A 25,688-nucleotide genomic window follows, 5' to 3' on the forward strand; every position below is an offset into this window, starting at 1 on the left:
AGTGGGCGGGTTGCTGGCTCAGTTGTGGCGGACCAGGTTGACGACGCCGATCCTGCGGCCTTGTGGGTCCTCGGTGATCGCGACGCCGGCGCGTCGGGCGCGGGGGCTCAGCAGGATCTCGCGGTGACCGGGGGAGTCGAGCCACAGGTCGACCATGTCCTTCGGGGTCAGGCCCGTACCGCGGACGAGCGTCTCGCCGGCCCACGAGTTGTTGCACTTGCGGATGACCTCGCTCTGGTCGCGGTGCTCGAAGAGACCGGTGCGGGCGATGCGGTCGCCCCATCGCTCGGCGAGGTCGTCGGTGCAGGCGTCGAAGTTCCAGATCTTCCGGAGGCCATGGGCGGCGCGGGCCTTGTTGATCTCGACCATCAGCGCGTCCTCGAGGTCGTCGCTGGTCAGCTCGGTGACGTCCTTGGCGGTGTCCAGGGCCGTGGGCACGGGCCACGTCGTGGCCTGGGCGGCTGCGGGGACGCCGCACATGACGACCGCGGCGACGACAGCGGACGCCAGCAGGGAGAGGGTTCGGGAGCGGGGCACGGGGTTCCTCCAGGAAGATCCGCGTTCGGGAGTTGAGCGAATCTTGACGAAATCTTGGTGATTCGGCCTTGAGAGTATCCCTAGAGGTGTGCATGACGTCCAGTTATCGCATTACTGGCCGACGACTCACGTAGAGATCGTCAACGTTCGGGCCCGAAGATCGGGAGATCGTCTGCTGAGATCAAAACCGCTTGACGGTTTCTCCATGAAGGAAACGACAAAAAACGGCTGTGTGGTCTGGACCGCGGGATCCGAGCGGCGTCAGCGGCGCTCGGTGCTCATTCCTCGAACGGGGTCACCGGCCCGTCGAGTCGGCCAGAGACAATGCACCATGACCGCCACCGGTTCCCCCACGCTCTCGACCGAGGCCCACCCCTACCTGGCCGGCCTGGTGCTGGCCGGTCGCAAGGTGGTCGTCGTCGGGGGCGGCCACGTGGCCCAGCGCCGCGTGCCGAGCCTCCTTGCCGCAGGCGCAGACGTGACCCTGGTGAGTCCGGAGGTCACCCCGGCGCTCGAGGGCCTGGCCGGCGAGCTGACGCTGGTGCTGCGCGACTTCACCGAGACCGACCTCGAGGGCGCCTGGTACGTCGTCGCCGCGACGGACGACCCGGACGTGAACGCGCGGGTGGCCGCCGCGGCCGAGAGCCGCCACACCTTCTGCGTCCGCAGCGACGACGCCCGGGGAGGCTCCGCGTGGACCCCCGCAGTGGGGCACCACGGCAGCGTCACCGTCGGCGTCCTGGGCAACCGTGAGCCACGCAAGTCAGCGGCGCTCCGCGACGACATCGTCACCGCCCTGCGCGACGGCCACCTTGCGTCGACCGATGCCCATGACCGCACTCCGGGGGTGGTCCTGGTGGGCGGGGGCCCGGGGGAGCCGGAGCTGGTGACCGTCGCCGCGCGGCACGCGCTGGCCTCCGCCGACGTCGTCGTCGCCGACCGGCTCGCACCCCGGGAGCTGCTCGACGAGCTGGGTGCCCACGTGGAGCTGATCGACGTCGCCAAGCTGCCGCGGGGCCGGTCGGCCTCCCAGGACCACATCAACGAGGTGATCATCGACCGCGCTCGCGCCGGCAAGCGCGTGGTCCGCTTCAAGGGCGGTGACAACTTCGTCTTCGGCAGGGGCTTCGAGGAGCTCCTGGCCTGCGCGGCGGCGGACGTACCGGTCACCGTCATACCCGGCCTGACCTCGGCCATCGCCGTTCCCGCGCTGGTCGGTATCCCCGTCACGCACCGTGGTGTCGCCCACGAGTTCACCGTCATCTCCGGCCACCTCCCGCCGGGACACCCCGAGTCCCTCGTGGCCTGGGACGCCGTGGCCCAGCTGCGGGGCACCTTGGTCCTGCTGATGGCCGTCGACAACGCGCCCGCGATCGCGACGACGCTGCTGGCCGGGGGCCGCTCGGCCGAGACGCCTGTCGCGGTCATCGCCGACGGCACCATGCCGACGGAGCGCACCGTGCTGACCACGCTGGGGTCGCTGGCCGACGACCTGGCCGCCCACGAGGTGGTGCCGCCGGCGATCATCGTGATCGGTGAGGTGGTGGCCGTGGCGCGTCCGGCACACTATGCAGATCGTGGACAGGGGCGTGGCTGACATCTCCCAGCGCGTCGAGATCTCCGACCCCGACGACTCCCGGCTGGCCGACTACCGCGACCTGCGCGACGTCGAGCTGCGCAAGAGCCTCGAGGCCGAGCACGGACTCTTCCTCGCCGAGGGGGAGAAGGTGGTGCGCCGTGCTGTCGAGGCCGGCTACGAGGCGCGGTCGTTCCTGATGGCGCCGCGATGGCTCGAGGGCCTCGACGACGTGCTCGCCCGCAGCACTGGGCCCTGCTACGTCATGTCGGAGCCGCTGATCGAGCAGGTCACCGGCTTCCACGTGCACCGTGGCGCACTCGCGTCGCTGCACCGCCGCCAGCTTCCCGACGTCGACGACGTGCTCGCCGGGGCGCGATCGGTCCTCGTGCTCGAGGACCTCGTCGACCACACCAACGTCGGCGCAGTGTTCCGCTCGGGCGCCGCACTCGGCTTCGACGCCGTCCTCCTCGCACCGCGCTGCGCGGACCCGCTCTACAGGCGCTCCATCAAGGTCGGGATGGGTGCCGTCTTCACGACGCCGTGGACCCGCCTCCCGGACTGGTACGACGCACTGCCCGACCTCTCGCGCCGCGGCTTCACCACCGTCGCCCTCACGCTCTCCCCCGACTCGGTGCCGATCGAGGAGGCGGTCGCCGGCGTCGACCGCCTCGCCCTCGTGCTCGGGTCCGAGGGACACGGGTTGTCGTCGCGATGGGAGGCATCGGCCGACCGGCGGGCGACCATCGCGATGCGTGCGGGCATCGACTCGCTGAACGTCGCGGCCGCGAGCGCAGTGGCCTGCTACGTGGCGGCCCACCGCTGAGCGCGGCGCGGTCGGGGACCGGTCAGACCCGCTGCCGCAGCGCCTCGTGCAGCACGATCGAGCCCGCCACCGCGGCGTTGAGCGACGACGCGGTGCCGACCATCGGGATGCTGACGATCTCGTCGCACACGGCGCGCCACCCGGCCGCCAGGCCGGACGTCTCGTTGCCGACGACGACGAGCAGGCGGCCGGACAGGTCCACCCCGCCCACGTCGCTGCCCTCCTCGTCGGTGCCGACGATCCGGTACCCGTGTGCGTGGGCGTGCTCGACGACCGGCCCCGGACCGGGCACCCTCAGCACGGTGAGGGCGAACAGCGACCCGGTGCTCGCGCGTACGGCCTGGGGGTCGTAGGGGTCGGCCGCGTGCCCGGTGATCACGAGCGCCGAGGCGCCGAACGCGTCGGCTGATCGCGCCAGCGTGCCGATGTTGCCCGGACTCGTCGGCCGGTCGAAGACCACGATCGGTCCGTGTGGTCGCGCCGACTCCGCCAGCCGGGACACCCCGTCCTCGGGCATCTCGACGACGGCGACCAGCTCGGCGCCCTCGTCCCTGCCGCTCAGCCGGGAGTGCAGCTCGGGGGAGAGCAGGACGCGCTCGGCGTGGGTGCGCGCCCACACGTCGTCGGCCCAGGTCGACGAGCTCCCGTCCGCTCGCAGCAGGGCTCGGATCGTCCAGCCCTCCTCGATCGCCCGGGTCATGGGCCGTACGCCCTGCACGAGGAACTCCCGGTTGCGGTGGCGCTTGGAGCGGTTGGTGAGCAGTGCCTCCCACTGCTGGAAGCGCGCGTTCTCCCGGGTGATCCTGAGGTCGGACATGATCAGCCTCAGGAGCTCGCGTCGGCGGGCCAGGTGAGCGGGTAGTCCTCGGCGGCCGCGTCGTGCTTCTTGCCCAGCCGCTTGCGGGACTTCGACGACAGCCGGTCGCCGAAGACCGTGCCGAGCGTGTGGTCGGTCTCGTGCTGCAGGCATCGTGCGAGCAGGCCGTCGCCCTCGAAGGTCACCGGCTCGCCATCCAGTCCCTGTCCCTCCACTCGTGCCCAGTCCGGTCGAGGGCACGGCTCGTAGGACCCGGGGTAGGAGAGACAGCCCTCCTCGTCGTCCTCGAGGCGCCGGTCGCGGCCCTCGGGCAACGTCAGCACGGGGTTGCACACGACTCCGACGGTGCGGCGGCCCTCGTCGTCGGGGCAGTCGAAGACGAACATGGCCACGTCATCGCCGATCTGGCAGGCCGCCAGGCCGACGCCGTCGGCGGCGTACATGGTCGCGACCATGTCCGCGGCGAGTGCCCGCAGCGCGTCGTCGTACGTCGTGACCGCCTGCTGGGGGCGGTGCATGACGGGCGCGCCCCACCGTGTGATCGCGCGGACCGTGCCACCCTCGGGGAGAGGACCGTGGGGCGCGCGGACGTCGGTCGGGTCGTCGACTGGCATGCGGTGGATCCTAGCGAGGAGCGTGAGGGTGACGGGCACCACGGGGAGGCCGCTGGCCAAAGGTGTAACTCGTAGTTACATTTGGGTCATGTCCTTCATGAACAACCTCCGGCCGGGAGGTCGCCACGGGTTGTCGTCACGCGAGACCCGCGACCCCATCGGCTTCGCCGTCGCCGCCGTCAACCGGCTGGCGCAGAGTGACCTCATCGACCGCGTCGGCCTGCGCAAGCAGGCCGAGCAGGCCGTCTACTCCACCACGCGCAACGGGTTCCGGGCTGCCACCGCGGCCGGGCGCACGTTCGCCCGCGCCGGCAGCCGCACCGCGGGCGAGCGGCCGGCGAGCGCGCCCTCGAGCGGCGTCTTCGACCTCACGCCGACCGAGGACGAGAGCATGCTCGTCGACGTCGCGCAGGAGCTGGCCACCGAGATGCTGCGCCCGGCCGCATCCGCGGCCAACGAGTCGTGCGCGGCTCCCGAGGAGGTCCTCGCTGCGGCCCAGGAGATCGGGCTCCCCGGTCTCGGCGTTCCCGAGTCGCTCGGCGGGATCATGGAGGAGCGCTCCGCGATGGCCGGCACGCTCGTCGCGGAGGCCCTCGCCAAGGGCGACATGGGGCTCGCCGTCGCGGCGCTGGCTCCGGGCGCCGTTGCGACCGCGATCGGCCTCTGGGGCACCGACGTTCAACAGCGCACCTATCTCCCCGCCTTCACCGGCACTGACGTCCCGGCAGCGGCGCTGACCATCGCCGAGCCCACCGTCCTCTTCGACCCGTTCACCCTCGCGACCACGGCCCTGCGAGACGGCGACGGCTTCGTGCTCGACGGCGTGAAGTCCGCCGTCGTCCGCGGGGCCGATGCCGAGCTCTTCGTCGTCGCCGCCCGGCTCGACGGGACCCCCGCGCTCTTCCTCGTCGAGTCCGGGGCCGAGGGGCTCGAGGTCGAGGCCGACCCGTCGATGGGGGTCCGCGCGGCGGGCCTGTCCCGCCTGCACCTCGCGGGCGTACGCGTCGGTGCGGACGCCCTGCTCGGCGACACCGACGGTGCTGCCTACACCGAGTGCGTACGTCTCTCGCGACTCGCGTGGTGCGCGCTCGCTGTCGGCACCGGCCAGGCGGTCCTCAACTACGTCACCGGCTACGTCAACGAGCGGCAGGCGTTCGGCGAGCCGATCAGCCACCGCCAGTCCGTCGCCTTCATGGTCGCCGACATCGCGATCGAGGTGCAGGCCATGCGCCTGGTGACCTGGAAGGCCGCCTCACGCGCCACCCGCGGCCAGGACTTCGCCCGCGAGGTCGCGCTGGCCCGCCAGCTGTGCACCGAGAAGGGCATGAAGATCGGCCTCGACGGCGTGCAGCTGCTCGGCGGGCACGGCTTCGTCAAGGAACACCCGGTGGAGCGGTGGTACCGCGACCTGCGGGCCGTCGGACTGATGGAAGGCGCGGTGATGGTCTGATGATCAACCTCGAGACCCCCAAGAAGCAGGCGGCGCTGGTCGACCAGGCCCACCAGCTGGCGATGAACATGCTGCGACCCATCTCGCGCAGGTACGACCGCGCCGAGCACGAGTACCCCAAGGAGCTCGACATGCTCGCCGCGCTGATCGACGGTGTGTCCGAGACGGGTGCGACCGGCGGCGCAGGTGCGGGCGGCGTACGACGTGACGAGCGGGCCGAGGAGACGGGCGCCGCCGGGAAGGTCCGCAACGGCGCCAACCTGGCCTCCGTGCTCTCCGTCGCCGAGATGTGCTGGGGCGACACTGCCCTCTTGTTGTCGATGCCGCGCCAGGGCCTCGGCAACTCCGCGATCGCGTCGGTGGCCAACGAGGAGCAGCTCGAGCGCTACAGGGGCACGTGGGCGGCGATGGCGATCACGGAGCCGGCCATCGGCTCGGACTCGGCCAACATCACCACGACCGCCGTCCAGGACGGCGACGAGTACGTCCTCAACGGCGAGAAGATCTTCGTCACCTCCGGCGACCGAGCCGACAGCGTCGTGGTGTGGGCCACCCTCGACAGGTCGCTGGGGCGGGCGGCCATCAAGTCGTTCCTGGTGCGCAAGGACAACCCCGGCCTCAAGGTCGAGCGGCTGGAGCACAAGCTCGGGATCCGGGCCTCCGACACCGCCGTCATCACGTTCACCGACTGCCGGGTGCCTGCCGAGGACCTGCTCGGCTCGCCCGAGATCGACACCAGGTCCGGGTTCGCCGGGGCGATGGCGACGTTCGACAACACCCGCCCGCTGGTGGCCGCGATGGCGGTGGGCTGTGCCCGCGCGTCCCTCGACCTGACCCGCGACCTGCTCGAGCAGGCCGGCGTCGGCATCGACTACGACCGCCCCGCACAGAACCAGAGTGCCGCTGCCGCGAAGTTCCTGCAGCTGGAGGCCGACTGGGAGGGCGCCAAGCTGCTGATGATGCAGGCGGCCTGGATGGCCGACAACCGCCTGCCCAACTCGCTGGAGGCCTCGATGGCCAAGGCGAAGGCCGGACGGGTCGGCTCCGACGTGACGCTGTCGTGCGTCCAGCTGTGCGGCACGCTCGGCTACAGCGAGGCCGAGCTCCTGGAGAAGTGGGCGCGCGACTCCAAGATCCTCGACATCTTCGAGGGCACCCAGCAGATCCAGCAGCTGATCGTGGCCCGGCGGATCCTGGGACTGACGAGCTCCGAGCTCAAGTGAGCTGACCCGCACGCACGACGAAGCCCCCTCCCGGACTCCGGGAGGGGGCTTTCGCGGCTGGCGGTCAGGCGGACTTGTAGGGGTCGTGCTGGGCGAGGAGCTTGTCGAGACGGGCCTGGTCGAGTCGGTGGACCGTGGTGCTGTCCTCCTGCATGTCGCGCACGACCTTGGCGAGCGTGAAGGTCGAGGTCGTCAGGTAGAGGGTGCCGAGGGCGAGGAACCCCTTGATCCACGGGTCGGCATCCATGAAGTAGATGGCGACGAGCATCGCGAAGAGCGCGGCGCCGAAGGAGATCGCGGCTTGGGCGGCGAAGGCGGTGGTGTTCTTGGCGGTGGAGGCGAGGGTCGGGTTCATGGGCCAAGACTCGCTCGATCCGGCGCCGTTGGGACCTGTCGGACTACCCGACCCGTGCTGAGTACGCCGACCCAACCGGCACCGGTACGTTCGGGCCATGGACGAGCACGCCGCCCACATGACGCCCGAGGAGTTCCGTCGTCACGGGCACGCCGCCATCGACTGGATCGCCGACTACTGGGCCTCGCTCGACGAGCTGCCGGTGCGCGCCCAGGTCGCGCCGGGCGACGTACGACGACAGCTTCCCGCGACGGCGCCAGAGGATGGCGAGCCGTTCGAGGCGCTTCTCGACGACCTCGACCGCATCGTCGTGCCTGGTCTCACGCACTGGCAGCACCCGCGCTTCTTCGCCTACTTCCCGGCCAACTCCTCGCCGGCCGCGATCCTCGGCGACCTGCTCTCCAGCGGCATCGGTGCGCAGGGGATGATCTGGGCGACCAGCCCGGCCGTCACCGAGGTCGAGCAGGTGGTCCTGGACTGGTTCGCCGACGCGCTCGGCCTGCCCGCGGCATTCCGCAGCGACGGTCCCGGAGGCGGCGTCATCCAGGACACCGCCTCGACCGCGACCTTCACCGCTCTGCTCTCCGCCCTGCACCGCGCCAGCGGGGGCGAGGCCCGGGTCGGGGGTGTCGGCGACGCGCAGTGGCGCGTCTACGGCTCGACGCAGGCGCACTCCTCGCTGGTCAAGGCGGCCATGATGGCGGGTCTCGGCGAGGACGCCGTCCGCACTATCGACGTCGACCCCGCGACACAGGCGATCGATGTCGACGCGTTGCGCGACGCGATCGTCGAGGACGTCGAGGCGGGCCGGCGACCGGTCATGGTGCACGTCGCCGCAGGCAGCACCTCCACCGGTGCGATGGACGACCTCGCCGCGGTCGCGGAGGTGGTCCGGGAGCGGGGCGTGTGGCTGCACGTCGACGCCGCCTGGGCGGGCGTCGCCGCGGTCTGCCCCGAGCACCGCGAGCACCTGGCCGGGGTGGAGGCCGCCGACTCGTTCGTCACCAACCCGCACAAGTGGCTGCTCACGACCTTCGACTGCAGCACCTTCTGGGTGCGCGACCGGGACGCGCTGACCGGTGCCCTGTCGATCCTGCCGGAATACCTCCGCAACGCCGCGACCGAGTCCGGCGAGGTCGTCGACTACCGCGACTGGCACCCCCAGCTCGGGCGGCGCTTCCGCGCGGTGAAGCTGTGGGCGGTGCTGCGCACCTACGGCCTGTCCGGCCTGCGCGAGCACATCCGCAGCGGCATCGCCCTGGCCGGGCACGTGGCCGACCTGGTCGCCGCCGACGACCGGTTCGAGCTGGTCACCGAGCCGGTCCTCTCGCTCGTGGTGTTCCGGCTCCGGGCGGGCGACGAACAGACCCTGGCCGCGATGGAGGCGGTCAACGCGTCCGGCGAGGCGTACCTGAGCCACACCACCGTCAACGGTCGCGCCGCGATCAGGCTCGCCGTCGGCAGCTGGCGGACGACCCGGCACGACGTCGACCGCGCCTGGCGGGCGCTGCAGGAGGCGGCCACTCAGGCCTGACGATCCTCGCGCAGGGAGCGCCGCCCGCCCGGGTCCGCGGCGATCAGCTGCATCGTTCGCTCCACGCTCTGCGACAGGAGGTACTCGAGGTGGAACCGACCGTCGCGGGCGACGCGGGACGACAGGTCCCCGACCGGATGGACGTCGATCCTCCGACGGCCTGTGTCGAGGACGAAGACGGCAACCGGGCGGCCGTGGCGGTTGCGCTCGTCGCTGTCGCGCAGGACCCACGTGGTCGCGGACCCCGTCGTCGACACCCAGCGACCCTGGTCCCTGAGCGTGCTGACGAGGGTCCCGAGCGTGGGGTGGGCCGTCCGGTCGTCGAGCTTGAGGACCCGGGTCTTGTCCGCGGCGTCGTCTCCCATCGCCACCGAGTCGCGGGTGACAACGACACGGAAGCCGGATGCCGCGGGGTCGATGTGCTGCCGTTCCAGGTCCCGGGCCAGCGTGCGGAGCCGGGCGCGGGACGGACCCCAGCCGAGGACCCGCTCGGACGACAAGAGTGCCGCCGCCGGCCGCGCGCCGACGTCTCGTACCTCGACCTCCCAAGGCATCAGGCGGAGCATGCGCAGCACGAGCACCGGCGGGGTGAGCACGGTCCTCACCACCAGCTCCAAGGCGGCCAGGCACGTCACGAGGAGCTCGGCGTCGACCGGGATGCGTTGCCGCCACGGCAGCCAGCGACGCCGCACCGAGTAAGTGCGACCGGTGGGCGCAGTCACCTTCACGTCGTTCCCCCGAGTGTGCGCATGCGCGACAGTGTGGCTCATGAAGCTCTTCGCCGACACGCCCGTCCGTCGAACCGTCCAGGTGCTCGCCGACCTCCTCTTCGTGGCCTGGCTGGTGCTGTGGGTCTGGATCGGCATGGCCGTCCATGACGGGACGCTCCAGCTCGCCGGACCGGCGCGGCAGACGGACTCTGCGGCCACGTCGATGGCCGAGCAGTTCCGTGACGCAGGTGGCAGGCTCGGCGACGCGCCGCTCGTCGGGGACGAGCTGGCCGTGCCCTTCGACAGGGCCGCGGACGCCTCCGACGGGATCGCTGCGGCGGGGCGCGACACCGTCGAGGCCGTCGAGCGCCTCGCGCTGCTGCTCGGGCTCTCGGTGGCGCTGATCCCGATCCTGATCGTCGCGGCCATCCATCTTCCGCTGCGATGGCGCTTCATCCGGGAGGCCACCGCCGGCGCGAAGTTCATCGATGCCCACGAGGACCTCGACCTGTTCGCCCTCCGCGCACTCACCCACCAGCCGATGCGCGTGCTAGCCAAGGTGAGCGACGACCCGGCCGGAGCGTGGCGCGCACGCGATCCGGAGGTCGTACGACGCCTGGCCGCCCTCGAGCTCGCGGACGTCGGCCTGCGGCCGAAGAAGATGCCTCGCAGCGCCGCGTAGAGTGCCGCCGGTGCAGTTCCTCCACTCCGAGTCAGGGGCGACTCCCGGTCACGACCTGACCTACGACGACGTCTTCATGGTGCCGCGCTCCTCGTCCGTGGCGAGTCGCTACGACGTGGACCTGTCCACCTCCGACGGGACGGGCGCGACCCTGCCGCTGGTGGTGGCCAACATGACGGCCATCGCCGGCAAGCGGATGGCCGAGACCGTGGCCCGGCGCGGCGGCATCACCGTCATCCCGCAGGACATCCCGATCCCGGTCGTGGCCGACGTGGTCGCGTGGGTCAAGCAGCGCCACCACGTCTTCGACACCCCGATCGAGCTCCGCCCCGACCAGACCGTGGCCGAGGCGCTCTCGCTGATCCCCAAGCGGGCCCACCGCGCCGCCGTGGTCGTCCAGGACGGCCGGCCGGTCGGCGTGGTCTCCGAGGACGACTGCGCCGACGTGGATCGCTTCGCGCAGGCCTCGGCCGTGATGAACCCCGCCGTGGTGACCGTGTCCGCAAGCACCGATCCGCGAGAGGTGTACGACGCCATCGAGCGCGCCAAGGCGCCGTTGGCCGTAGCGGTCTCCGACTCCGGCGAGCTCGTGGGCGTGCTGACCAGGTTGGGCGCCCTGCGCGCGACGCTCTACAGCCCGGCTCGCGACGCGAACGGCGGGCTCCGCATCGCGGCGGCGGTCGGGGTGAACGGTGACGTGGCGGACCGGGCGGCGCAGCTGTTCCGCGCCGGCGTCGACTGCCTCGTCGTGGACACCGCCCACGGTCACCAGGACCGGATGGTCCAGGCGCTGCAGGCGGTGCGAGCGCTGTCGCCCACGGTCCCGATCGCGGCGGGCAACGTGGTCTCCGCCGAGGGCACCCGCGCCCTCATCGAGGCCGGGGCCGACATCGTCAAGGTCGGCGTGGGCCCGGGTGCGATGTGCACGACGCGGATGATGACCGGCGTCGGACGCCCGCAGTTCTCCGCCGTCCTCGAGTGTGCGACGGCCGCCCGCGAGCTCGGCAAGCATGTGTGGGCAGACGGCGGGGTACGCCACCCGCGCGACGTCGCGCTCGCGCTCGCGGCAGGCGCCTCGTCGGTGATGATCGGGTCCTGGTTCGCCGGCACCCACGAGTCGCCCGGCGACCTCATGCTCGACGCCGACGGCCGCCCCTTCAAGGTGTCCTTCGGGATGGCCTCCGCGCGCGCCGTCGCCAACCGCACCTCCGGCGAGTCGTCGTACGACCGGGCCCGGAAGGGCCTCTACGAGGAGGGCATCTCCTCCTCCCGGATGTACCTCGATCCCGACCGCCCCGGCGTGGAGGACCTGATCGACCAGATCTGCTCGGGCGTGCGGTCGTCGTGCACCTATGCCGGGGCCAAGGACCTGACCGAGTTCCACGAGCGCGCGGTGGTGGGCGTCCAGTCCGCGGCCGGGTTCCACGAGGGCCGACCGATCGAGAAGTCCTGGTGAGCCGGGCGTGACGGACCTACGCCACGTCTTCGTGATGACCTACGGCCGGTCGGGGTCGACGCTGCTGATGGGCATCCTCAACTCGATCCCCGGCTGGCTGCTGCGGGGCGAGAACCGCCACGCGATGCGGCACCTCTACGAGTTCCACCGCAGTGGGCTGGCGGAGAGGGCGCGGGTGGACGCCCGTCGGGCGAGCCAGCCGACGCATCCGTGGTTCGGGATCCAGGGCTTCCCCGAGGTGGCCTCCCTGCAGCACATCCGCGCGCTCGCCGAGGCGACCCTGCTGCGCCCCGAGGACGACACCCGGGTCAGCGGCTACAAGGAGATCCGGTGGTACGACGAGGACCTGCCCGACTACCTCGACTTCCTGCAGCAGGTGTTCCCCGGCGCGCGCTTCGTGCTCAACACGCGCAACCTCGAGGACGTCGCGGCCAGCAACTTCTGGACGCACAAGGACGACCCGCTGGGGCGCGTGCAGCGGATCGAGGAACGGATGCTGAGCGCCGCTGAAGGCCTGGGCGACGCCGTCTACCGCGTCCACTACGACGACTACGTCGCCGACGCGGAGGTGCTCCGCGGCCTCTTCTACTGGCTCGGGGAGCCCTACGACCAGGACAGGATCCACGACGTGCTGGCCACCCCCCACTCGCGCAGGGGACTGCACCGCGAGGACGAGCAGGCGTGAGCTGCCGGCTCCTCGTCGTCGCGGCGACGGTGGCCGAGGCCGCCCACGTGCCGTCCGACCTTCCGCTCGTGATCACCGGTCTCGGCAAGACCGCGGCCGCCGCGGCGACGGCGCGCGCCCTGGCGTCGTACGACGACACCGCGGGCCTCACGGTGCTCAACATCGGCACCGCCGGGGCCCTTCGTCCCGGGCTGTCCGGGCTCTTCGAGCCGGGCGTCGTGCTCAACCACGACATCAGCGCCGACGTGATCCGCTCGCTCGGCTACGACCCGCAGGAGCGCCTGGAGGTCGGCCCGAGCGAGGTGGTGCTGGCGACCGGCGACGTCTTCGTCAGCAACCCCGTCATCCGCGACGCCCTGGCGGAGCGGGCGCACCTGGTCGACATGGAGGGGTACGCCGTCGCCTGGGCGGCCCGGGAGGCCGGGGTGCCGGTGCGGCTGGTCAAGCACGTCTCCGACGCCGCCGACGAGTCGGCGCTCGACTGGCCGAGCCTGGTCGAGGCCTCGGCGGTCGCGCTGGGGGAGTGGCTGGAGGAGAACGCGCTCTCGCGCGGGTGAGCGCCCGTCGTCGTCGGTGGTCCGGCTGCGAGTGGATCCGGGGGCGGCGGGGGACTCCTCTCCCTGCGCACAGACAATGAACCTCGTGGAGAACGAGCAGACGCCGCAGTCGGGCGGCAGCGAGGCCAAGGTCATCACGCTCTGCGGCTCGACGAAGTTCGAGGCCGAGTTCGCGGAGGTCAACCAGCGGCTCACGATGGATGGTTGCGTCGTGATCAGCCTCGGGATGTTCAGCCTCCCCGACCTGCCGGACTACGACTGGACAGCCGACAGCTCGGACCTGAAGGGGCGGCTCGGCGTCGTGCACTTCCAGAAGATCCGCATGGCTGACGAGGTGTACATCGTGGATCCCGGTGGCTATGTCGGTGAGTCAACGCGACGGGAGATCGCCTACGCGGAGTCGCTCGGCAAGCCGGTCCGGTACCTGAGTCGCGAGCGCTTGGGTCGAACCGGGCACGGCATCCAGGAGTGAGTCGGACAGCGAGGTCCGTACGCGGCTACCGCGAGGACCGCGCCGTCCGCCCCTTCGTCACGCCGACGAACGTCTGGGTCACCTCGTCGTCGCGCTCGATGCGCCACACGAGGGCGATCGTGGTGGGCTCGAGGTCGGACACGACGCGGGTCACCACGTCCTTGCGCTGGTGCAGGCGCGCGACCGACATCGGCAGGATCACGATGCCCGTCCCGGCGGCGACCGTCTCTATCGCCTCCTGCTCGGTCATGGGCGGCCAGTCGAGCTGCTCGGCCGTGGGCTGCCAGCCGCTCGGGTGGGGACGTACGAGCTGCTCGTCGACGAGGTCCGCGGTGGTGACCTCGTCGTCCGCGGCCGCCAGCACGTGCTCGCGGGAAGCGACCGCGAGCTGGACCTCGTCGTAGAGCCGAACGCAGTGCAGCCCGTCCTGGTCGACGGGCAGCCGGACCAGGGCCATGTCGAGGGTGCCGTCGCGGATGCCGTCGAGCTGCTCGGCCTCGGTCACCGGCACGAGCTCCAACGGCTCGCTGCGCTGGTCGCGCCAGTTCCTCGCCCACTTGTCGGGGGTCGCGCCGGTCACGAAGCCGATGCGCAGCGGTCTGCTCATGGGAGCAAACCTAGAGGGGTCACACCACGGGGTCCTTCTCGACGTGCGCGCTCTCGACCGACAGGACGAAGTCGTCGCCGTGCTCGGTGACACCGGTGATGACCGCGGCCTCGACCACGTCGAGCGCGTACTGGCGTCGCAGCACCAGCGGGTCCTGGGCCAGGTCCTTCACCAGCGCGACGGCCAGGCCGACCATGATCAGGACGAAGGGGAGTGCCGCGATCACCGTGATCGTCTGCAGCCCGCTGAGCGCGTCCTCACCGCCCACGAGGAGCATCACCGCGGCGACGGCACCGGTGGCGACACCCCAGAAGATGACGGTGGGGCGGCTCGGGTGGATCGTGCCGCGCTCGGACAGCGACCCCATCACGATCGAGGCCGCGTCGGCGCCTGAGATGAAGAAGATGCCCACCAGGACCATCACCACCACGCTGGAGACGGTGGCGAGCGGATAGGCCTCGAGGGTGCTGAAGAGCTGGTTCTCGAGCCCTCCGGCACCGGCGATGTCCGTGCCGTGCTTCTGCAGGTCGATGGCGGCGCCGCCGAAGATGCAGAACCAGGCCACGCTGACCATGCTCGGCACCAGGAGCACGCCGGTCACGAACTGGCGGATGGTGCGGCCGCGGGAGATGCGGGCGATGAACATGCCGACGAAGGGCGTCCACGACAGCCACCAGGCCCAGTAGAAGACGGTCCACGTCGACAGCCAGTCCCGGGTCTCCGAACCCTCGGCCGCGGTCCGCGCAGCCATCATCGGGAGGTCACCGACATAGCTGCCGATGGAGGTCGGCACCAGGTTGAGGATGAACACGGTCGGCCCCACGACGAACACGAACAGCGCCAGCGCCAGGGCGAGCACCATGTTGATGTTGGAGAGCCACTGGATGCCCTTGGCCACGCCGGAGACCGCGGAGAGCACGAAGGCGGCGGTGAGGACGGCGATGATGCCGACCAGGACGGCGTTGCCGGTGTGGCCGAGGCCCGCGACGATCTGCAGGCCGGACTCGATCTGCAGCGCGCCGAGCCCGAGCGAGGTCGCGGAGCCGAAGAGGGTCGCGAAGATCGCGAACATGTCGATCGCCCGGCCGCCCAGGCCGTGGGCATGGCGGCCGAGGACGGGCTCGAAGGCCGCGCTGATCAGCTGGAGCCGGCCTTTGCGGTAGACGCCGTACGCCACCGCGAGGCCGACCACGGCATAGATCGCCCACGGGTGCAGCGTCCAGTGGAACATCGTGGTCGCCATGGCGTTCTGCGCCGCCTCGGGGTTGCCGGCTGCACCGGTCCCGGGCGGCGGGGTGACGAAGTGGGTGATCGGCTCGCTGACGCCGTAGAACATCAGGCCGATGCCCATACCGGCGCTGAACATCATCGCGACCCAGGAGATGGTGCGGAACTCGGGCTCCTCGTCGTCGCGGCCGAGCGGGATGTTGCCGAACTTGCCCAGCGCCAGCCAGATCACGAACACGACGAAGGTGCTCGAGGTGAGCACGAACAGCCAGCCGGCCTTGTCCATGGTCCAGGCGAGCCCGCTCGCGGAGGCGTCGGCGAGGGTGCCGGTGCTGACGAAGCCCCACCCGAGGAACGCGAGGCTCGCGAGGGCGGTGACTCCGAAGACGAGCTTGTCGAGGCCCCGTTCGCCGGGGGCGGCGGGCTGGAGCGCCGCGTCGAGGGCGGGGTGGATCTCGTCAGGTGTGGGCAGGTCGCGGGGGTGTTCGATGCCGGTGGCCATTCCTCGACCAGACCAAAGAATCTCGGTGTCGAGCAAACCGGGAGTACGTCTACCCGCTCAGGATGAGACAAGGCCCACAGGGGTGAGTCGCGCGACGCGTCGAGGTGGGACCGTGGGCAGCAGGACGACGCCAACGACGAGGAGGTACGCCGCATGCGTCCGTCGCAGACATTCGATCCGGAGCTCCACGAGTCTGGCTCCGAGGCAGCCCAGGGGCGCTGCTCCCACCACGGCAGCTCCGCGGCCGGAGAGTGTGCGGGAGAGGCTGTGGTCTCGTTCCAGGACGACGACGGCCGGTGGCAGTCAGGGTGCCGGCTGGCGCTGGAGGACCTCGTCGAACGTGGCGAGATCGAGCCGCTCGGACAAGGGGCCTGAGGCTCGAAGCGGTCAGGCGCCGTTGGACGCCTCGTGCCAGTCCCAGTGGGCGCGCGGGTAGTCGCCCGTGTCGGCGATGACCGATCCGCAGACCCGGCACACCAACCCGGGTCCGGCACCCGCGTCGAACATCTCGGTGAGGTCCGGCTCGGCTGGGTCCTGCGCTCCTTCGCTCATCTCCTCACGATAGGTCGGAGGGGTGCTCCGGACCAGAGGAGTCGGGGTCGGCGGCCCCGGTGGTGCCGGGCTTGCCGGCGTCGGCGTAGGACTGCACCACCGAGATCGTGAGCGGGAAGTCGATGGCCAGGTCGCGGAAGAGCAGCTCGCCGGCGGTCGAGGCTGCTGCGGTCACCTCCGTGGCGACGGCATCCGCCAGCTCCGCCGGTGCGTGGACGACCACCTCGTCGTGCAGGAAGAAGACCAGGTGCGGCCGGGCGTCGAGGGGTCCCGCGTCCACGAGACGCCAGAGCCGGTTGCGCAGGTCGGCGATCCAGCACAGTGCCCACTCGGCGCCGGTGCCCTGCACGACGAAGTTGCGGGTGAACCTCCCGTAGGCGCGCCGGTGCCGGTCCTGGCCCTCGAGGTCGACAGGCGGCGCCTCGGGCGACTCGTCCCACGAGCCGCCGAGGGCCGGACAGCCGCGACCGAGCAGGGTGCGTACGACCTGACCGCGCTCGCCGGCACGGGCTGCGTCCTCGACGAGGCCGAACGCCTCCGGGTAGCGCCGGGTCAGCCCGGCCACCATCCGGCCGCTCTCACCGCTCGTCGCCCCGTACATCGCACCGAGCAGGCCGAGCTTGGCGTCCTGGCGGGTGGCGACGGCTCCGTCGTCGACCATGCCTTGGTAGAGGTCCGCGCCGCGCGCCGCGCGGGCCAGCGCCTGGTCGCTGCTCATGCCCGCGAGCACGCGTGGTTCGAGCTGGGCGACGTCGGCGACGACGAGCACCCAACCCTCGTCCGCGACGGCCGCGGAGCGGACCTGCACGGGGAAGGACAGGGCACCACCGCCGTTGGAGGACCAGCGCCCGGTCGTGGACCCGGCAGGCTGGTAGGACGGCCGGAAGCGACCATCGCTGACCCACTGGTCGATCCACGCCCAGCCGTTGGTCTGGAAGAGGTGCGCGAGCCGCCGGTAGCGCACGAGCGGCTCGATCGCCGGGTGGTCGACCGCGCGCAAGGTCGACCGGCGGGTGTCCTTCACCTCGACGCCTGCCCGACGGAGCGCGATCAGCAGCTCGGGCTGCGAGTCGGGGTTGAGGCCGGGGGAGTCGAGGAGCCGCCGGATCTCGTCCATGAGCTCCTCCAGCACCCGGGGTCGCCCGCCGCGCGGTGGCCTCGGCCCCAGCAGGTCGGCGAGCAGGCGCTCGTGCACGTCGACCCGCCACGGCACACCCGCGTACGTCATCTCGGCAGCGGCGAGCGCGCCGGCAGACTCGGCGGCCACCAGCAGGCCTAGTCGGGTGGGCTCGGCGGAGGCCGCGATCGCAGCCAGCTGCCGGGCGTCCTCCAGATCGGCCCGCAGGTGCTCGGCGGTGTCGTCGGCGCTGAAGAGTGCCGGCTCGGTCGGGACCGCAGGTCGAAGGCGGTCCCAGAGGTCCGACTGCTCGCCTGCCAGCAGTCCGCCATCGACCGCGGGCGCCCGGCGCAGCAGGTGGTGGCACAGCCGCAGGTCGTGGCAGCGCGAGACCCTGACCCCCGCAGCGAGCAGCGGTGCATACCAGCGGGCCGTGTCGTCCCACACCCAGCGCGGGGGCCCGGACGGGTCTGTCTCCCTCTCGCGGACGTAGGCCGGGAGGTCGGTGATCGCGACGACCTGCTCCGCACCGCCGTCCACGACCCGCACGCGGTCGTCCGGCAGCCGGGAGAGCAGGACGCGGGACATGGGGACAGCCTCCCCGACGGAACCGACAGCTCCCGCCTTGCCCCACCCGGATGATGGGGGCGTGCTGCACCGACATCCCTTCCTGAGCCTGCTGACCGTCCTCTACCTGGGCTTCGTCGGCCTGGTCACGCTGACCCCGGGCTCGGAGCAGCCCGACTACTCGTGGTGGGCGGCGCGGGTCCTCGACCGGCTGCAGCGCTATCCCGACCTCGACCCGCTCACCACCCGCCTCAGCGTCGAGCGCGTCGAGTTCCTGGCCAACATCGGGCTCTTCGTGCCGCTGGGGGTCTTCCTGCTGCTCCTCTTCGGCACGCGTGGGTGGTGGGTGGCGCTGGCCGCGGGCATCGTGCTGACCTCGATGATCGAGAACGTCCAGCGCTCGATCCCGGGCCGGGTCCCCGACCCGCGCGACGTCGCCGCCAACTCGATCGGCATGTTCCTCGGGGTCGCCCTGGCGCTGGTCCTGACGATGCCCGCCACCCTCCGGCGTCGCCGCGTGCGAGCGCCCGCCTAGCGCGCCGACCGACGGGCGTGCGTCCGGGCCGCCTCCACCAGGCCGGCCATCAGCCCGATCTCGACGCGGATCTCCGGATGCCACTGCACCGCGAGGCAGAAGCGCTCGCCACTCGCCTCGATCGCCTCGACGGTCCCGTCGGCGGCGCGGGCGACGGCCGTGAAGCCCGGGTGGGTGGCCACGGACTGGTGGTGGTGGCAGCTGACCTCGAGCCGGGCTCCGACGAGCCCGGCGAGCCTGGAGCCCGCCTCTGTGTCCACCGCGACCGCGCCGTAGGTGTCGCCGCCGGGGGAGTGCGTCTCGTGCCCGACGAGGTCGGGGGTGTGCTGGTCGAGCGTGCCGCCGGCGTGCACGGCCATCAGCTGCATGCCGCGGCAGATTCCCAGCACCGGCAGCTGGGCCTGCGCGGCAGCCGTGAGCAGCGCGAGCTCCCAGTCGTCGCGGTCGGGCTGCCATCCCGTCGTCCTCGGGTGTGGCTGGGCGCCGTACCTCCCGGGGTCGACGTCGGCGCCACCGGAGACGACGAGCGCGTCGATCCGCGACACCAGCCGCTCAGCGGCGACGGGCAGGGAGACCGGAGGAAGCAGCAGGGGTACGCCGCCCGCAGCCTCCAGCGCCACGGCGTACTCCGTGGGAAGCAGGTCGGCGCGGGCGTCCCACACTCCCCACATGGCCTGCTGGCGGTAGGTCGTCAGCCCGACGACAGGAGCATCCATGGCGCCTCCCGCATCAGAGCGGCGTGACGTAGGCGCCAGAGATGCCGCCGTCGACGAGGAAGGTGTTGGCGGTCATGAAGCTCGACTCGTCGGAGGCGAGGAACAGCACCGCGTTGGCCATCTCCTCGGGCTCCCCGAACCGGCCCATGGGCACGTGGACCAGGCGCCGGGCGGCGCGCTCGGCGTCGCTGGCGAACAGCTCCTTGAGCAACGGCGTGTTGACCGGGCCCGGGCACAGGGCGTTGACCCGCACACCCTCCCGCGCGAACTGCACCCCGAGCTCGCGCGACATCGACAGCACGCCGCCCTTGGAGGCGGAGTACGAGATCTGGGAGGTGGCCGCGCCCATCACCGCGACGAACGAGGCGGTGTTGATGATCGAGCCGCGCTTCTGCTCGAGCATGTAGGGCAGGGCGGCCTTGCAGCAGAGGTAGACGCTGGTCAGGTTGACCTCCTGCACACGTCGCCACGCCTCGAGGTCGGTGTCGAGGATCGAGTCGTCCTCCGGGGGCGAGATGCCGGCGTTGTTGAAAGCGATGTCGACCGAGCCGTAGGTGTCCTTGGCGGTCCGGAACAGCGCGTCGACCTCCTCCTTGGAGGTCACGTCGACGTGCACGTAGGTCACCACCTCGGGCCCGCCCAGCTCCGCGGCGAGCGCCGCCCCGGCCGCGTCGTCGATGTCGCCGATCACGACCCGGGCACCCTCCTCGACGAAGCGGCGTACGGTCGCCAGGCCGATGCCGCTGCAACCGCCGGTGACGACGGCCGTCCGGCCCTCGATGCGTCCTGCCATGCCAGGTTCCTTTCGCGAAGCGTGAGTGGGGCTCGATGAGGGTGGGATCCCGGGGGATCAGTGGGCGATGAACACGTTCTTCTCCTCGGTGAACGCGTGGGGTGCGTCGGGACCGAGCTCGCGGCCGAGGCCGGACTGCTTGTAGCCGCCGAAGGGCGTCCAGTACCTCACCGAGGAGTGGCTGTTGACCGACAGGTTGCCGGCCTCGACACGTCGGGCCACCCGCAGCGCCCGACCGACGTCGGCAGTGAAGATCGAGCCGGACAGGCCGTACTCCGTGTCGTTGGCGAGGGCCACGGCCTCGTCCTCGTCGTCGAAGGCCATCACCGCCACGACGGGGCCGAAGACCTCCTCGCGCCACACCGGCTCACTCGTGTCGGTCGACTCCACCACGGTCGGGGGCAGCCACCAGCCCGGGCCGTCTGGGGCGCTGCCGGTGAAGGCGACGGTGGCGCCGTCGAGGTAGGCCTGCACGGAGTCGCGCTGGCCGGCGGAGACCAGGGGGCCCATCTCGCTCCGCTCGTCGGCGGGATCGAGCACCCGCAGCGTCTTGACCGCGGTCTCGAGGCGGCCGACGAACTCGTCGTACGCCGAGCGCTGCACGAGGATCCGTGAGCGTGCGCAGCAGTCCTGGCCGGCGTTGTCGAAGACCGCGTACGGCGCACTCGCGGCCGCCGCTGCCACGTCGGTGTCGGCGAAGACGATGTTGGCACTTTTGCCACCCAGCTCGAGGGTCACCCGCTTCACCTGGTCCGCGCAGCCCGCCATGATCTGCTTGCCGACGGTGGTGGAGCCGGTGAAGCAGACCTTGCGCACGAGCGGGTGCGTGACGAAACGCTCGCCGACGACCGAGCCCTTGCCGGGGATCACGTTGAGGACACCCTCGGGCAGGCCGGCCTCCAGGGCGAGCTCAGCGATCCGGATCGCGGTCAGCGGAGTCAGCTCGGCCGGCTTCAGCACGACGGTGTTGCCGGCCGCGAGCGCGGGAGCGAAGCCCCAGGCCGCGATCGGCATCGGGAAGTTCCAGGGGACGATGATCCCCACGACGCCCAGCGGCTCGTGGAAGGTCACGTCGGTGCCGCCCGCGACCGGGATCTGCCGTCCGAAGAGCCGCTCCGGCGCCGCCGAGTAGTAGTTGAGGCAGTCGCGGACGTTGCCGGCCTCCCAACGTGCGTTGCCGATGGTGTGTCCGGCGTTGAGGACCTCCAGCTGGGCCAGCTCCTCGAGGTGCTCGTCGACGACGGCGGCGAACGCGCGCAGCAGCCGGGCCCGCTCGCCCGGCGCGACGTCGCGCCAGGCCGGGAAGGTGTCGTGAGCCCTCGCGATGACGGCGTCAGCGTCCTCGAGGGAGGCCGAGTCGGGGGACGCGTCCAGCTCCAGCCCGGTGGTCGGGTTGATCAGGGTGCTCATGGTCGGGGTCCTCGCGGAGTTGTGTGACGGGGGAGCGGAGCGGGGGAGGAGCAGAACTCCGTGGGGGGTCTTCACAGCCTCTCGAAGCCGCGCACGAGCTCCCAGTCGGTGACGGCAGCGTTGTAGGCCGCCAGCTCGATGTCGGCCATGTTGGCGTAGTGGTCCACGACCTCGTCGCCCAGCGCCTTCCGGACCACGGTGGAGGAGTGGAACCGCTCCCTGGCGGCAAGCATCGTGCTCGGCACCCGGGGCTTGTCGGAGGCGTACGCGTTGCCGGTGAGCTCGGGCTCGAGCTCGATCTCGCCGTCGATGCCGTGCAGGCCGCCGGCGATCATCGCCGCCAGGGCGAGGTAGGGGTTGGCGTCGGCGCCGGGGATGCGGTTCTCCATTCGCGCACCCGCGCCGCGACCGACGAGTCGCACCGCGCACGTGCGGTTGTCCAGGCCCCAGCCGAGGGTGGTGGGGGCGAACGAGCCCTCGGCGAAGCGCTTGTAGGAGTTGATGTTGGGCGCGAAGAACAACGTGAAGTCGGCCGCCGTGGCCAGCACGCCCGCGATGAACCGGTCGTAGAGCGGCGTACGCGCGTCCTTGTCCGCGTCCCAGAACACGAGCTCGCCGTCGGCGCCTCGCAGTGAGAGGTGGATGTGGCACGAGCTGCCCTCGCGCTCGTTGGGCTTGGCCATGAAGGTGATGGACTTGCCGTGCTGGGCCGCGATCTCCTTCGCCGCGTTCTTGTAGACGACGTGGTTGTCGGCGGTGGTCAGCGCATCGTTGAAGAGGAAGCCGACCTCGTGCTGACCGAAGTTGCACTCGCCCTTCGCGCCCTCGACGTCCAGCCCGGCGGCGTACATGTGGTTGCGGATGTCGCGGAGGAGCGGCTCGACGCGGGTGGTGCCGAGGATGGAGTAGTCGACGTTGTACTGGTTGGCCGGCACGAGGTCGCGGTAGCCCTTGCGCCATGCCTCCTCGTAGGTGTCCTCGTAGACCACCAGCTCCAGCTCGGTGCCGGCCTGCGCGACCAGTCCGCGGTCGGCGAGCCGGTCCAGCTGCGCCTTGAGGATCGATCGCGGGCTGGCCGCCACCGGGCGGTGGTCGGCCCACTCGAGGTCGCACTGGACCATCGCCGTCGCCGGCAGCCACGGCAGGAGGCGGATGGTCTGCTCGTCCATGACGAACTCCATGTCGCCGTAGCCCTGCTCCCACGACGTCATCGCGTAGCCGTCGACGGTGTTCATGTCCACATCGACGGCGAGGAGGTAGTTGCAGCCCTCGGTGCCGTGACCGACGACGTGGTCGAGGAAGTAGCGCCCGTGCAGCCGCTTGCCCTGCAGGCGCCCCTGCATGTCGGTGAACGCGAGGACGACCGTGTCGACGTCGCCCGCCTCGATACGTCCCCGCAGGTCGTCCATGGTCAGGTGGCGGTCGTTGCGTGTGCTCACATGGTCTCCAGTTCCGGGCAGGTGTCGGTCAGACGGGGCAGTCAGACGAGCAGGCCGCGCAGCAGTGCCGCGGTGTCGTCGCAGTGGTCCTCCATCACCGTCCGGGCCCGGTCGGGGCGCCCGTTGAGGATGGCCGTGCAGATCAGTCGGTGCTGCCGGTGGGAGTGACCGATGTTGGGCTCGAGCGACGGGATCGCCGCGAGCATCGAGTCCAGGGTCGACTGCACAGAGGTGACCGCCTCCTGGAGCCGGGCTGAGCCGCTCAGCGAGGCGATGGTGAGGTGGAGCCGCGAGTCGGCCTGCCGGTGGGCGCGCTTGCCCGCCGCGTCCTGCACGGCGGCCTCCGTCGCAACCAGCCGGTCGCGGTCGGGCGCTGAGAGGTCGTGCCTGGCGGCGAGGTGGGCGGCGCCCGGCTCGACGACCCGGCGGAACTCCAGCGCGTCGAGCCACTCCGACTTCGTCTCGGCGGAGACCCGCGAGAGTCCGCCACGGAAGCGACCGCGGGCCTGTGACGTCACCGTCGATCCGCCGCCGCGGCCGCGCCTGGTCTCGACCAGGCCGGCCTGCCGCAGGGCGGCGATGGCCTCGCGCAGGGTCGCGCGGCTGACCGCGAGGCGTGCGGCGAGCTCCCGTTCGGGCGGCAGGAGACTGCCGACCGGGTAGACCCCGAGGCGGATGGCGGTCGCGAGCTGCTCGACGCAGCCTTCGAATGCGTGGTGGCCGCGCACCGGCCGGAGCACCGCAGCGGTGAGGTGCTCGTGCGGCTGCGCGGTCATGGGGCCAGTCTGTGCACGATCGGCCAAGACGTCAATGGTCGGAGTTCAGACCAATTTTCGTCAGGACCCTTTACGGCCGATCCGACCGGGTCTACCGTGCCGATCACCCACTGACGCCGCGAGAGGTGTGCCCATATGTCTGCACCAGAGTCCGCCGAACCACGCGAACTGACCGACGACGAGAAGCACCTGGCCAAGCTCGGCTACAGCCAGGAGCTGAATCGCTCGTGGTCGGGGTTCTCGAACTTCGCCATCTCGTTCTCGATCATCTCGATCCTGGCCGGGTGCTTCACGAACTTCGGCGCCGGCTTCAACAACGGCGGCCCGATCTCGATCTCCTGGTCGTGGCCGATCCTCGGCGTGCTCATCCTCATCATCGGCTTCACGATGTCCGAGCTCGTGTCGGCCTATCCGACCTCGGGTGGCATCTACTGGTGGGCCTCGAAGCTCGGCGGACCGGCGGCGGGATTCTTCACCGGCTGGCTGAACCTCATCGGGCTCGTGGCCGTGACAGCGGGCGTCGGGTACGGATGTGCGACGTTCATCGACCTCACGATCAGCACGTGGTCCGAGAGCTTCGCCGCCAACTACTCGCTGACCCGGGTCTTCCTGATCTTCGTGGTCGTCCTGGTGCTGATCTCGGTGCTGAACATCTTCAGCAGCCACCTGATGGCGATCATGAACAACGTGTCCGTGTGGTGGCACGTGGTGGGAGCGGCAGCGATCGTCCTGATCCTGCTGTTCGTCCCCGACCAGCACCAGTCGTTCAACTATGTCTTCACGGAGCGGTTCAACAACTCGGGCTACTTCGACGGGGACACGACCAACTTCGGGTTCTGGTTCGCGATCGTCCCGTTCGGCTTCCTGCTGACGCAGTACACGATCACCGGGTTCGACGCCTGTGCGCACCTGTCGGAGGAGACGGCGTCGGCGTCGACCGCGGCGGCCAAGGGCATCTGGCAGTCGATCCTCTACTCGGTCCTCGGTGGCTACCTCCTGCTGTTGGCGGTCGTCTTCGCCATCCCGGACGACGCCAGTGGCAACCCGGACAACGCGGGCGTCGGGGCCGGCGGCGTGGCGTACATCTTCGTGCAGTCGATGGGCGCGAACTGGGGCGGGCTGGTCCTCTTCATCTCTGCCTCGGCGCAGTTCTTCTGCGCCACGTCGTGCATGACGTCCGCGTCGCGTATGACCTTCGCGTTCGCCCGCGACGGTGGCATCCCGGGGTCCAACACGCTGAAGAAGCTCACCGCGACGCGCGTGCCTGCCAACGCCGTCATGTTCGTGGCGGCCTGCGCAGCGGCCGTGACGCTGCCCGCGCTGGTCGAGGTCAACATCGGCACGCCCGACGCGCCGCTGATCGTCCCCGTCGCCTTCTACGCCGTGACGTCCATCGCGGTCATGGGTCTCTACCTTGCCTTCGCGATCCCGATCTGGCTCAGGTGGAAGCACGGCGACCGCTTCGAGCTCGGCGCGTGGAACAACGGCGCGAAGTACAAGTGGATGAACCCGCTCGCCGTGGCCGAGATCGTGACCGTCATCTTCTTCCTGTCCTTGCCGTTCGTCCCGGGAGGCAACCCGTTCAGCGACTCCGACTTCCAGTGGAAGTTCGTCAACTACGCCCCGCTTGTCACCCTGGCGTCGCTGCTGCTCCTGACGATCTGGTGGAACGCGTCGGCCAAGAACTGGTTCACCGGGCCCAAGCACACCATCGACGAGGCGGTCGTCAAGGCGTTCGACGCCTGACCGGAAGAGCCCCGTGCGGAGAACCTCAGGTCGACGACCTGGGGTTCTTCGTCTGTCGGAGCCGAAATGAAGAAAAGGCTCCGTGGAGCCGGAGCCTTCTCAGTGTCCGAGGGGGGACTTGAACCCCCACGCCCTAATACGGGCACTAGCACCTCAAGCTAGCGCGTCTGCCAATTCCGCCACCCGGACGAGTGCTGGAGAACAGTA

The 25,688-nt window shown here is 70.8% G+C and carries 27 protein-coding genes and 1 tRNA gene; 13 read left to right on the forward strand and 15 right to left on the reverse strand.

Going from position 1 to position 25,688, the window contains the following annotated elements:
- Nucleotides 1–18: 18 nt before the first annotated feature.
- Complete coding sequence (locus tag J3P44_RS16640) at nt 19–537, reverse strand: CAP domain-containing protein (protein WP_255891549.1); 519 nt, start codon at nt 535–537, stop codon at nt 19–21.
- A gap of 331 nt (nt 538–868) precedes the next feature.
- On the opposite strand from J3P44_RS16640, the gene cobA reads away from it, so the two are divergent.
- Nucleotides 869–2,134 (forward strand): uroporphyrinogen-III C-methyltransferase, encoded by a 1,266-nt coding sequence (cobA, locus tag J3P44_RS16645; protein WP_255891550.1) that lies wholly within the window; start codon nt 869–871, stop codon nt 2,132–2,134.
- A gap of 1 nt (nt 2,135) precedes the next feature.
- On the forward strand, nt 2,136–2,939 hold the full coding sequence (locus J3P44_RS16650; protein WP_255891639.1) for a TrmH family RNA methyltransferase: 804 nt from the start codon (nt 2,136–2,138) through the stop codon (nt 2,937–2,939).
- Nucleotides 2,940–2,961: 22 nt separating this feature from the next.
- Here the strand turns inward: J3P44_RS16650 and J3P44_RS16655 are convergent, their stop codons facing one another.
- Together J3P44_RS16655 and def are read right to left on the reverse strand one after the other, a co-directional pair.
- Entirely contained in the window at nt 2,962–3,756 is a 795-nt protein-coding gene (locus tag J3P44_RS16655; RefSeq protein WP_255891551.1) for a TrmH family RNA methyltransferase, read from the reverse strand.
- Nucleotides 3,757–3,764: 8 nt separating this feature from the next.
- Nucleotides 3,765–4,370, reverse strand: coding sequence for a peptide deformylase (gene def, locus J3P44_RS16660; RefSeq protein ID WP_255891552.1), 606 nt, complete (start codon nt 4,368–4,370; stop codon nt 3,765–3,767).
- Nucleotides 4,371–4,458: 88 nt separating this feature from the next.
- On the opposite strand from def, the gene J3P44_RS16665 reads away from it, so the two are divergent.
- Together J3P44_RS16665 and J3P44_RS16670 are read left to right on the forward strand one after the other, a co-directional pair.
- Nucleotides 4,459–5,820: an acyl-CoA dehydrogenase family protein gene (locus J3P44_RS16665; RefSeq protein ID WP_255891553.1), complete on the forward strand. Its 1,362-nt coding sequence runs from the start codon at nt 4,459–4,461 to the stop codon at nt 5,818–5,820.
- Nucleotides 5,820–7,043, forward strand: a complete 1,224-nt coding sequence (locus tag J3P44_RS16670) for an acyl-CoA dehydrogenase family protein (protein WP_255891554.1) — start codon at nt 5,820–5,822, stop codon at nt 7,041–7,043. The genes J3P44_RS16665 and J3P44_RS16670 overlap by 1 nt, the downstream gene beginning before the upstream one ends.
- A 64-nt stretch (nt 7,044–7,107) precedes the next feature.
- Here J3P44_RS16670 and J3P44_RS16675 read toward each other — a convergent pair whose 3' ends face one another.
- On the reverse strand, nt 7,108–7,398 hold the full coding sequence (locus tag J3P44_RS16675; RefSeq protein WP_255891555.1) for a YiaA/YiaB family inner membrane protein: 291 nt from the start codon (nt 7,396–7,398) through the stop codon (nt 7,108–7,110).
- Nucleotides 7,399–7,495: 97 nt separating this feature from the next.
- Between J3P44_RS16675 and J3P44_RS16680 the strand changes: the two genes are divergently transcribed.
- Entirely contained in the window at nt 7,496–8,932 is a 1,437-nt protein-coding gene (locus J3P44_RS16680) for a pyridoxal phosphate-dependent decarboxylase family protein (RefSeq protein ID WP_255891556.1), read from the forward strand.
- Here the strand turns inward: J3P44_RS16680 and J3P44_RS16685 are convergent.
- The gene (locus tag J3P44_RS16685) at nt 8,923–9,654 is read right to left on the reverse strand and encodes a hypothetical protein (protein WP_255891557.1); all 732 of its coding nucleotides are present in this window, start codon (nt 9,652–9,654) and stop codon (nt 8,923–8,925) included. The genes J3P44_RS16680 and J3P44_RS16685 overlap by 10 nt on opposite strands.
- Nucleotides 9,655–9,700: 46 nt before the next feature.
- Between J3P44_RS16685 and J3P44_RS16690 the strand changes: the two genes are divergently transcribed.
- The 5 genes from J3P44_RS16690 (at nt 9,701) to J3P44_RS16710 (ending at nt 13,494) form a co-directional block, all read left to right on the forward strand.
- The gene (locus J3P44_RS16690) at nt 9,701–10,324 is read left to right on the forward strand and encodes a hypothetical protein (protein WP_255891558.1); all 624 of its coding nucleotides are present in this window, start codon (nt 9,701–9,703) and stop codon (nt 10,322–10,324) included.
- A gap of 10 nt (nt 10,325–10,334) precedes the next feature.
- The gene (locus J3P44_RS16695; protein WP_255891559.1) at nt 10,335–11,780 is read left to right on the forward strand and encodes a GuaB1 family IMP dehydrogenase-related protein; all 1,446 of its coding nucleotides are present in this window, start codon (nt 10,335–10,337) and stop codon (nt 11,778–11,780) included.
- A gap of 7 nt (nt 11,781–11,787) precedes the next feature.
- Complete coding sequence (locus J3P44_RS16700) at nt 11,788–12,465, forward strand: sulfotransferase (protein ID WP_255891560.1); 678 nt, start codon at nt 11,788–11,790, stop codon at nt 12,463–12,465.
- Nucleotides 12,462–13,022: a nucleosidase gene (locus J3P44_RS16705; protein ID WP_255891561.1), complete on the forward strand. Its 561-nt coding sequence runs from the start codon at nt 12,462–12,464 to the stop codon at nt 13,020–13,022. The genes J3P44_RS16700 and J3P44_RS16705 overlap by 4 nt, the downstream gene beginning before the upstream one ends.
- A gap of 85 nt (nt 13,023–13,107) precedes the next feature.
- Complete coding sequence (locus J3P44_RS16710; protein WP_255891562.1) at nt 13,108–13,494, forward strand: hypothetical protein; 387 nt, start codon at nt 13,108–13,110, stop codon at nt 13,492–13,494.
- A 25-nt stretch (nt 13,495–13,519) separates the two neighbouring features.
- Here J3P44_RS16710 and J3P44_RS16715 read toward each other — a convergent pair whose 3' ends face one another.
- Complete coding sequence (locus J3P44_RS16715; protein ID WP_255891563.1) at nt 13,520–14,101, reverse strand: LysR family substrate-binding domain-containing protein; 582 nt, start codon at nt 14,099–14,101, stop codon at nt 13,520–13,522.
- Between the two features lie 19 nt (nt 14,102–14,120).
- Nucleotides 14,121–15,830, reverse strand: a complete 1,710-nt coding sequence (locus tag J3P44_RS16720) for a BCCT family transporter (protein WP_255891564.1) — start codon at nt 15,828–15,830, stop codon at nt 14,121–14,123.
- Between the two features lie 153 nt (nt 15,831–15,983).
- On the opposite strand from J3P44_RS16720, the gene J3P44_RS16725 reads away from it, so the two are divergent.
- Nucleotides 15,984–16,205, forward strand: a complete 222-nt coding sequence (locus tag J3P44_RS16725) for a hypothetical protein (RefSeq protein ID WP_255891565.1) — start codon at nt 15,984–15,986, stop codon at nt 16,203–16,205.
- Between the two features lie 12 nt (nt 16,206–16,217).
- On the opposite strand, the gene J3P44_RS16730 is transcribed toward J3P44_RS16725, so the two are convergent.
- Entirely contained in the window at nt 16,218–16,382 is a 165-nt protein-coding gene (locus tag J3P44_RS16730) for a hypothetical protein (protein ID WP_255891566.1), read from the reverse strand.
- A 4-nt stretch (nt 16,383–16,386) separates the two neighbouring features.
- A complete protein-coding gene (locus J3P44_RS16735; protein ID WP_255891567.1) occupies nt 16,387–18,087 on the reverse strand; it encodes a bifunctional 3'-5' exonuclease/DNA polymerase in 1,701 nt (566 codons plus the stop codon).
- 61 nt (nt 18,088–18,148) lie between these two features.
- Here J3P44_RS16735 and J3P44_RS16740 point away from each other — a divergent pair, with 61 nt between their 5' ends.
- Complete coding sequence (locus J3P44_RS16740) at nt 18,149–18,601, forward strand: VanZ family protein (protein ID WP_255891568.1); 453 nt, start codon at nt 18,149–18,151, stop codon at nt 18,599–18,601.
- Here the strand turns inward: J3P44_RS16740 and J3P44_RS16745 are convergent.
- The 5 genes from J3P44_RS16745 to J3P44_RS16765 all read right to left on the reverse strand — a co-directional run bounded on the left by J3P44_RS16745 (nt 18,598) and on the right by J3P44_RS16765 (nt 23,735).
- Nucleotides 18,598–19,317 (reverse strand): gamma-glutamyl-gamma-aminobutyrate hydrolase family protein, encoded by a 720-nt coding sequence (locus J3P44_RS16745; RefSeq protein WP_255891569.1) that lies wholly within the window; start codon nt 19,315–19,317, stop codon nt 18,598–18,600. The two genes, J3P44_RS16740 and J3P44_RS16745, sit on opposite strands and share 4 nt — an antisense overlap.
- Nucleotides 19,318–19,330: 13 nt before the next feature.
- The gene (locus J3P44_RS16750; protein ID WP_255891570.1) at nt 19,331–20,110 is read right to left on the reverse strand and encodes a 3-oxoacyl-ACP reductase; all 780 of its coding nucleotides are present in this window, start codon (nt 20,108–20,110) and stop codon (nt 19,331–19,333) included.
- Between the two features lie 57 nt (nt 20,111–20,167).
- Entirely contained in the window at nt 20,168–21,520 is a 1,353-nt protein-coding gene (locus J3P44_RS16755) for an aldehyde dehydrogenase family protein (protein WP_255891571.1), read from the reverse strand.
- A gap of 71 nt (nt 21,521–21,591) precedes the next feature.
- A complete protein-coding gene (locus tag J3P44_RS16760) occupies nt 21,592–22,959 on the reverse strand; it encodes a glutamine synthetase family protein (RefSeq protein WP_308212277.1) in 1,368 nt (455 codons plus the stop codon).
- A 41-nt stretch (nt 22,960–23,000) separates the two neighbouring features.
- Complete coding sequence (locus tag J3P44_RS16765; protein ID WP_255891572.1) at nt 23,001–23,735, reverse strand: FadR/GntR family transcriptional regulator; 735 nt, start codon at nt 23,733–23,735, stop codon at nt 23,001–23,003.
- 135 nt (nt 23,736–23,870) lie between these two features.
- Here J3P44_RS16765 and J3P44_RS16770 point away from each other — a divergent pair, with 135 nt between their 5' ends.
- A complete protein-coding gene (locus J3P44_RS16770) occupies nt 23,871–25,481 on the forward strand; it encodes an amino acid permease (RefSeq protein WP_255891573.1) in 1,611 nt (536 codons plus the stop codon).
- A 103-nt stretch (nt 25,482–25,584) separates the two neighbouring features.
- Here J3P44_RS16770 and J3P44_RS16775 read toward each other — a convergent pair.
- A tRNA-Leu gene (locus tag J3P44_RS16775) sits at nt 25,585–25,670 on the reverse strand.
- Between the last annotated feature and the right edge of the window lie 18 nt (nt 25,671–25,688).

The sequence above is a fragment of the Nocardioides astragali genome (assembly GCF_024436375.1).
Classification (GTDB): domain Bacteria; phylum Actinomycetota; class Actinomycetes; order Propionibacteriales; family Nocardioidaceae; genus Nocardioides; species Nocardioides astragali.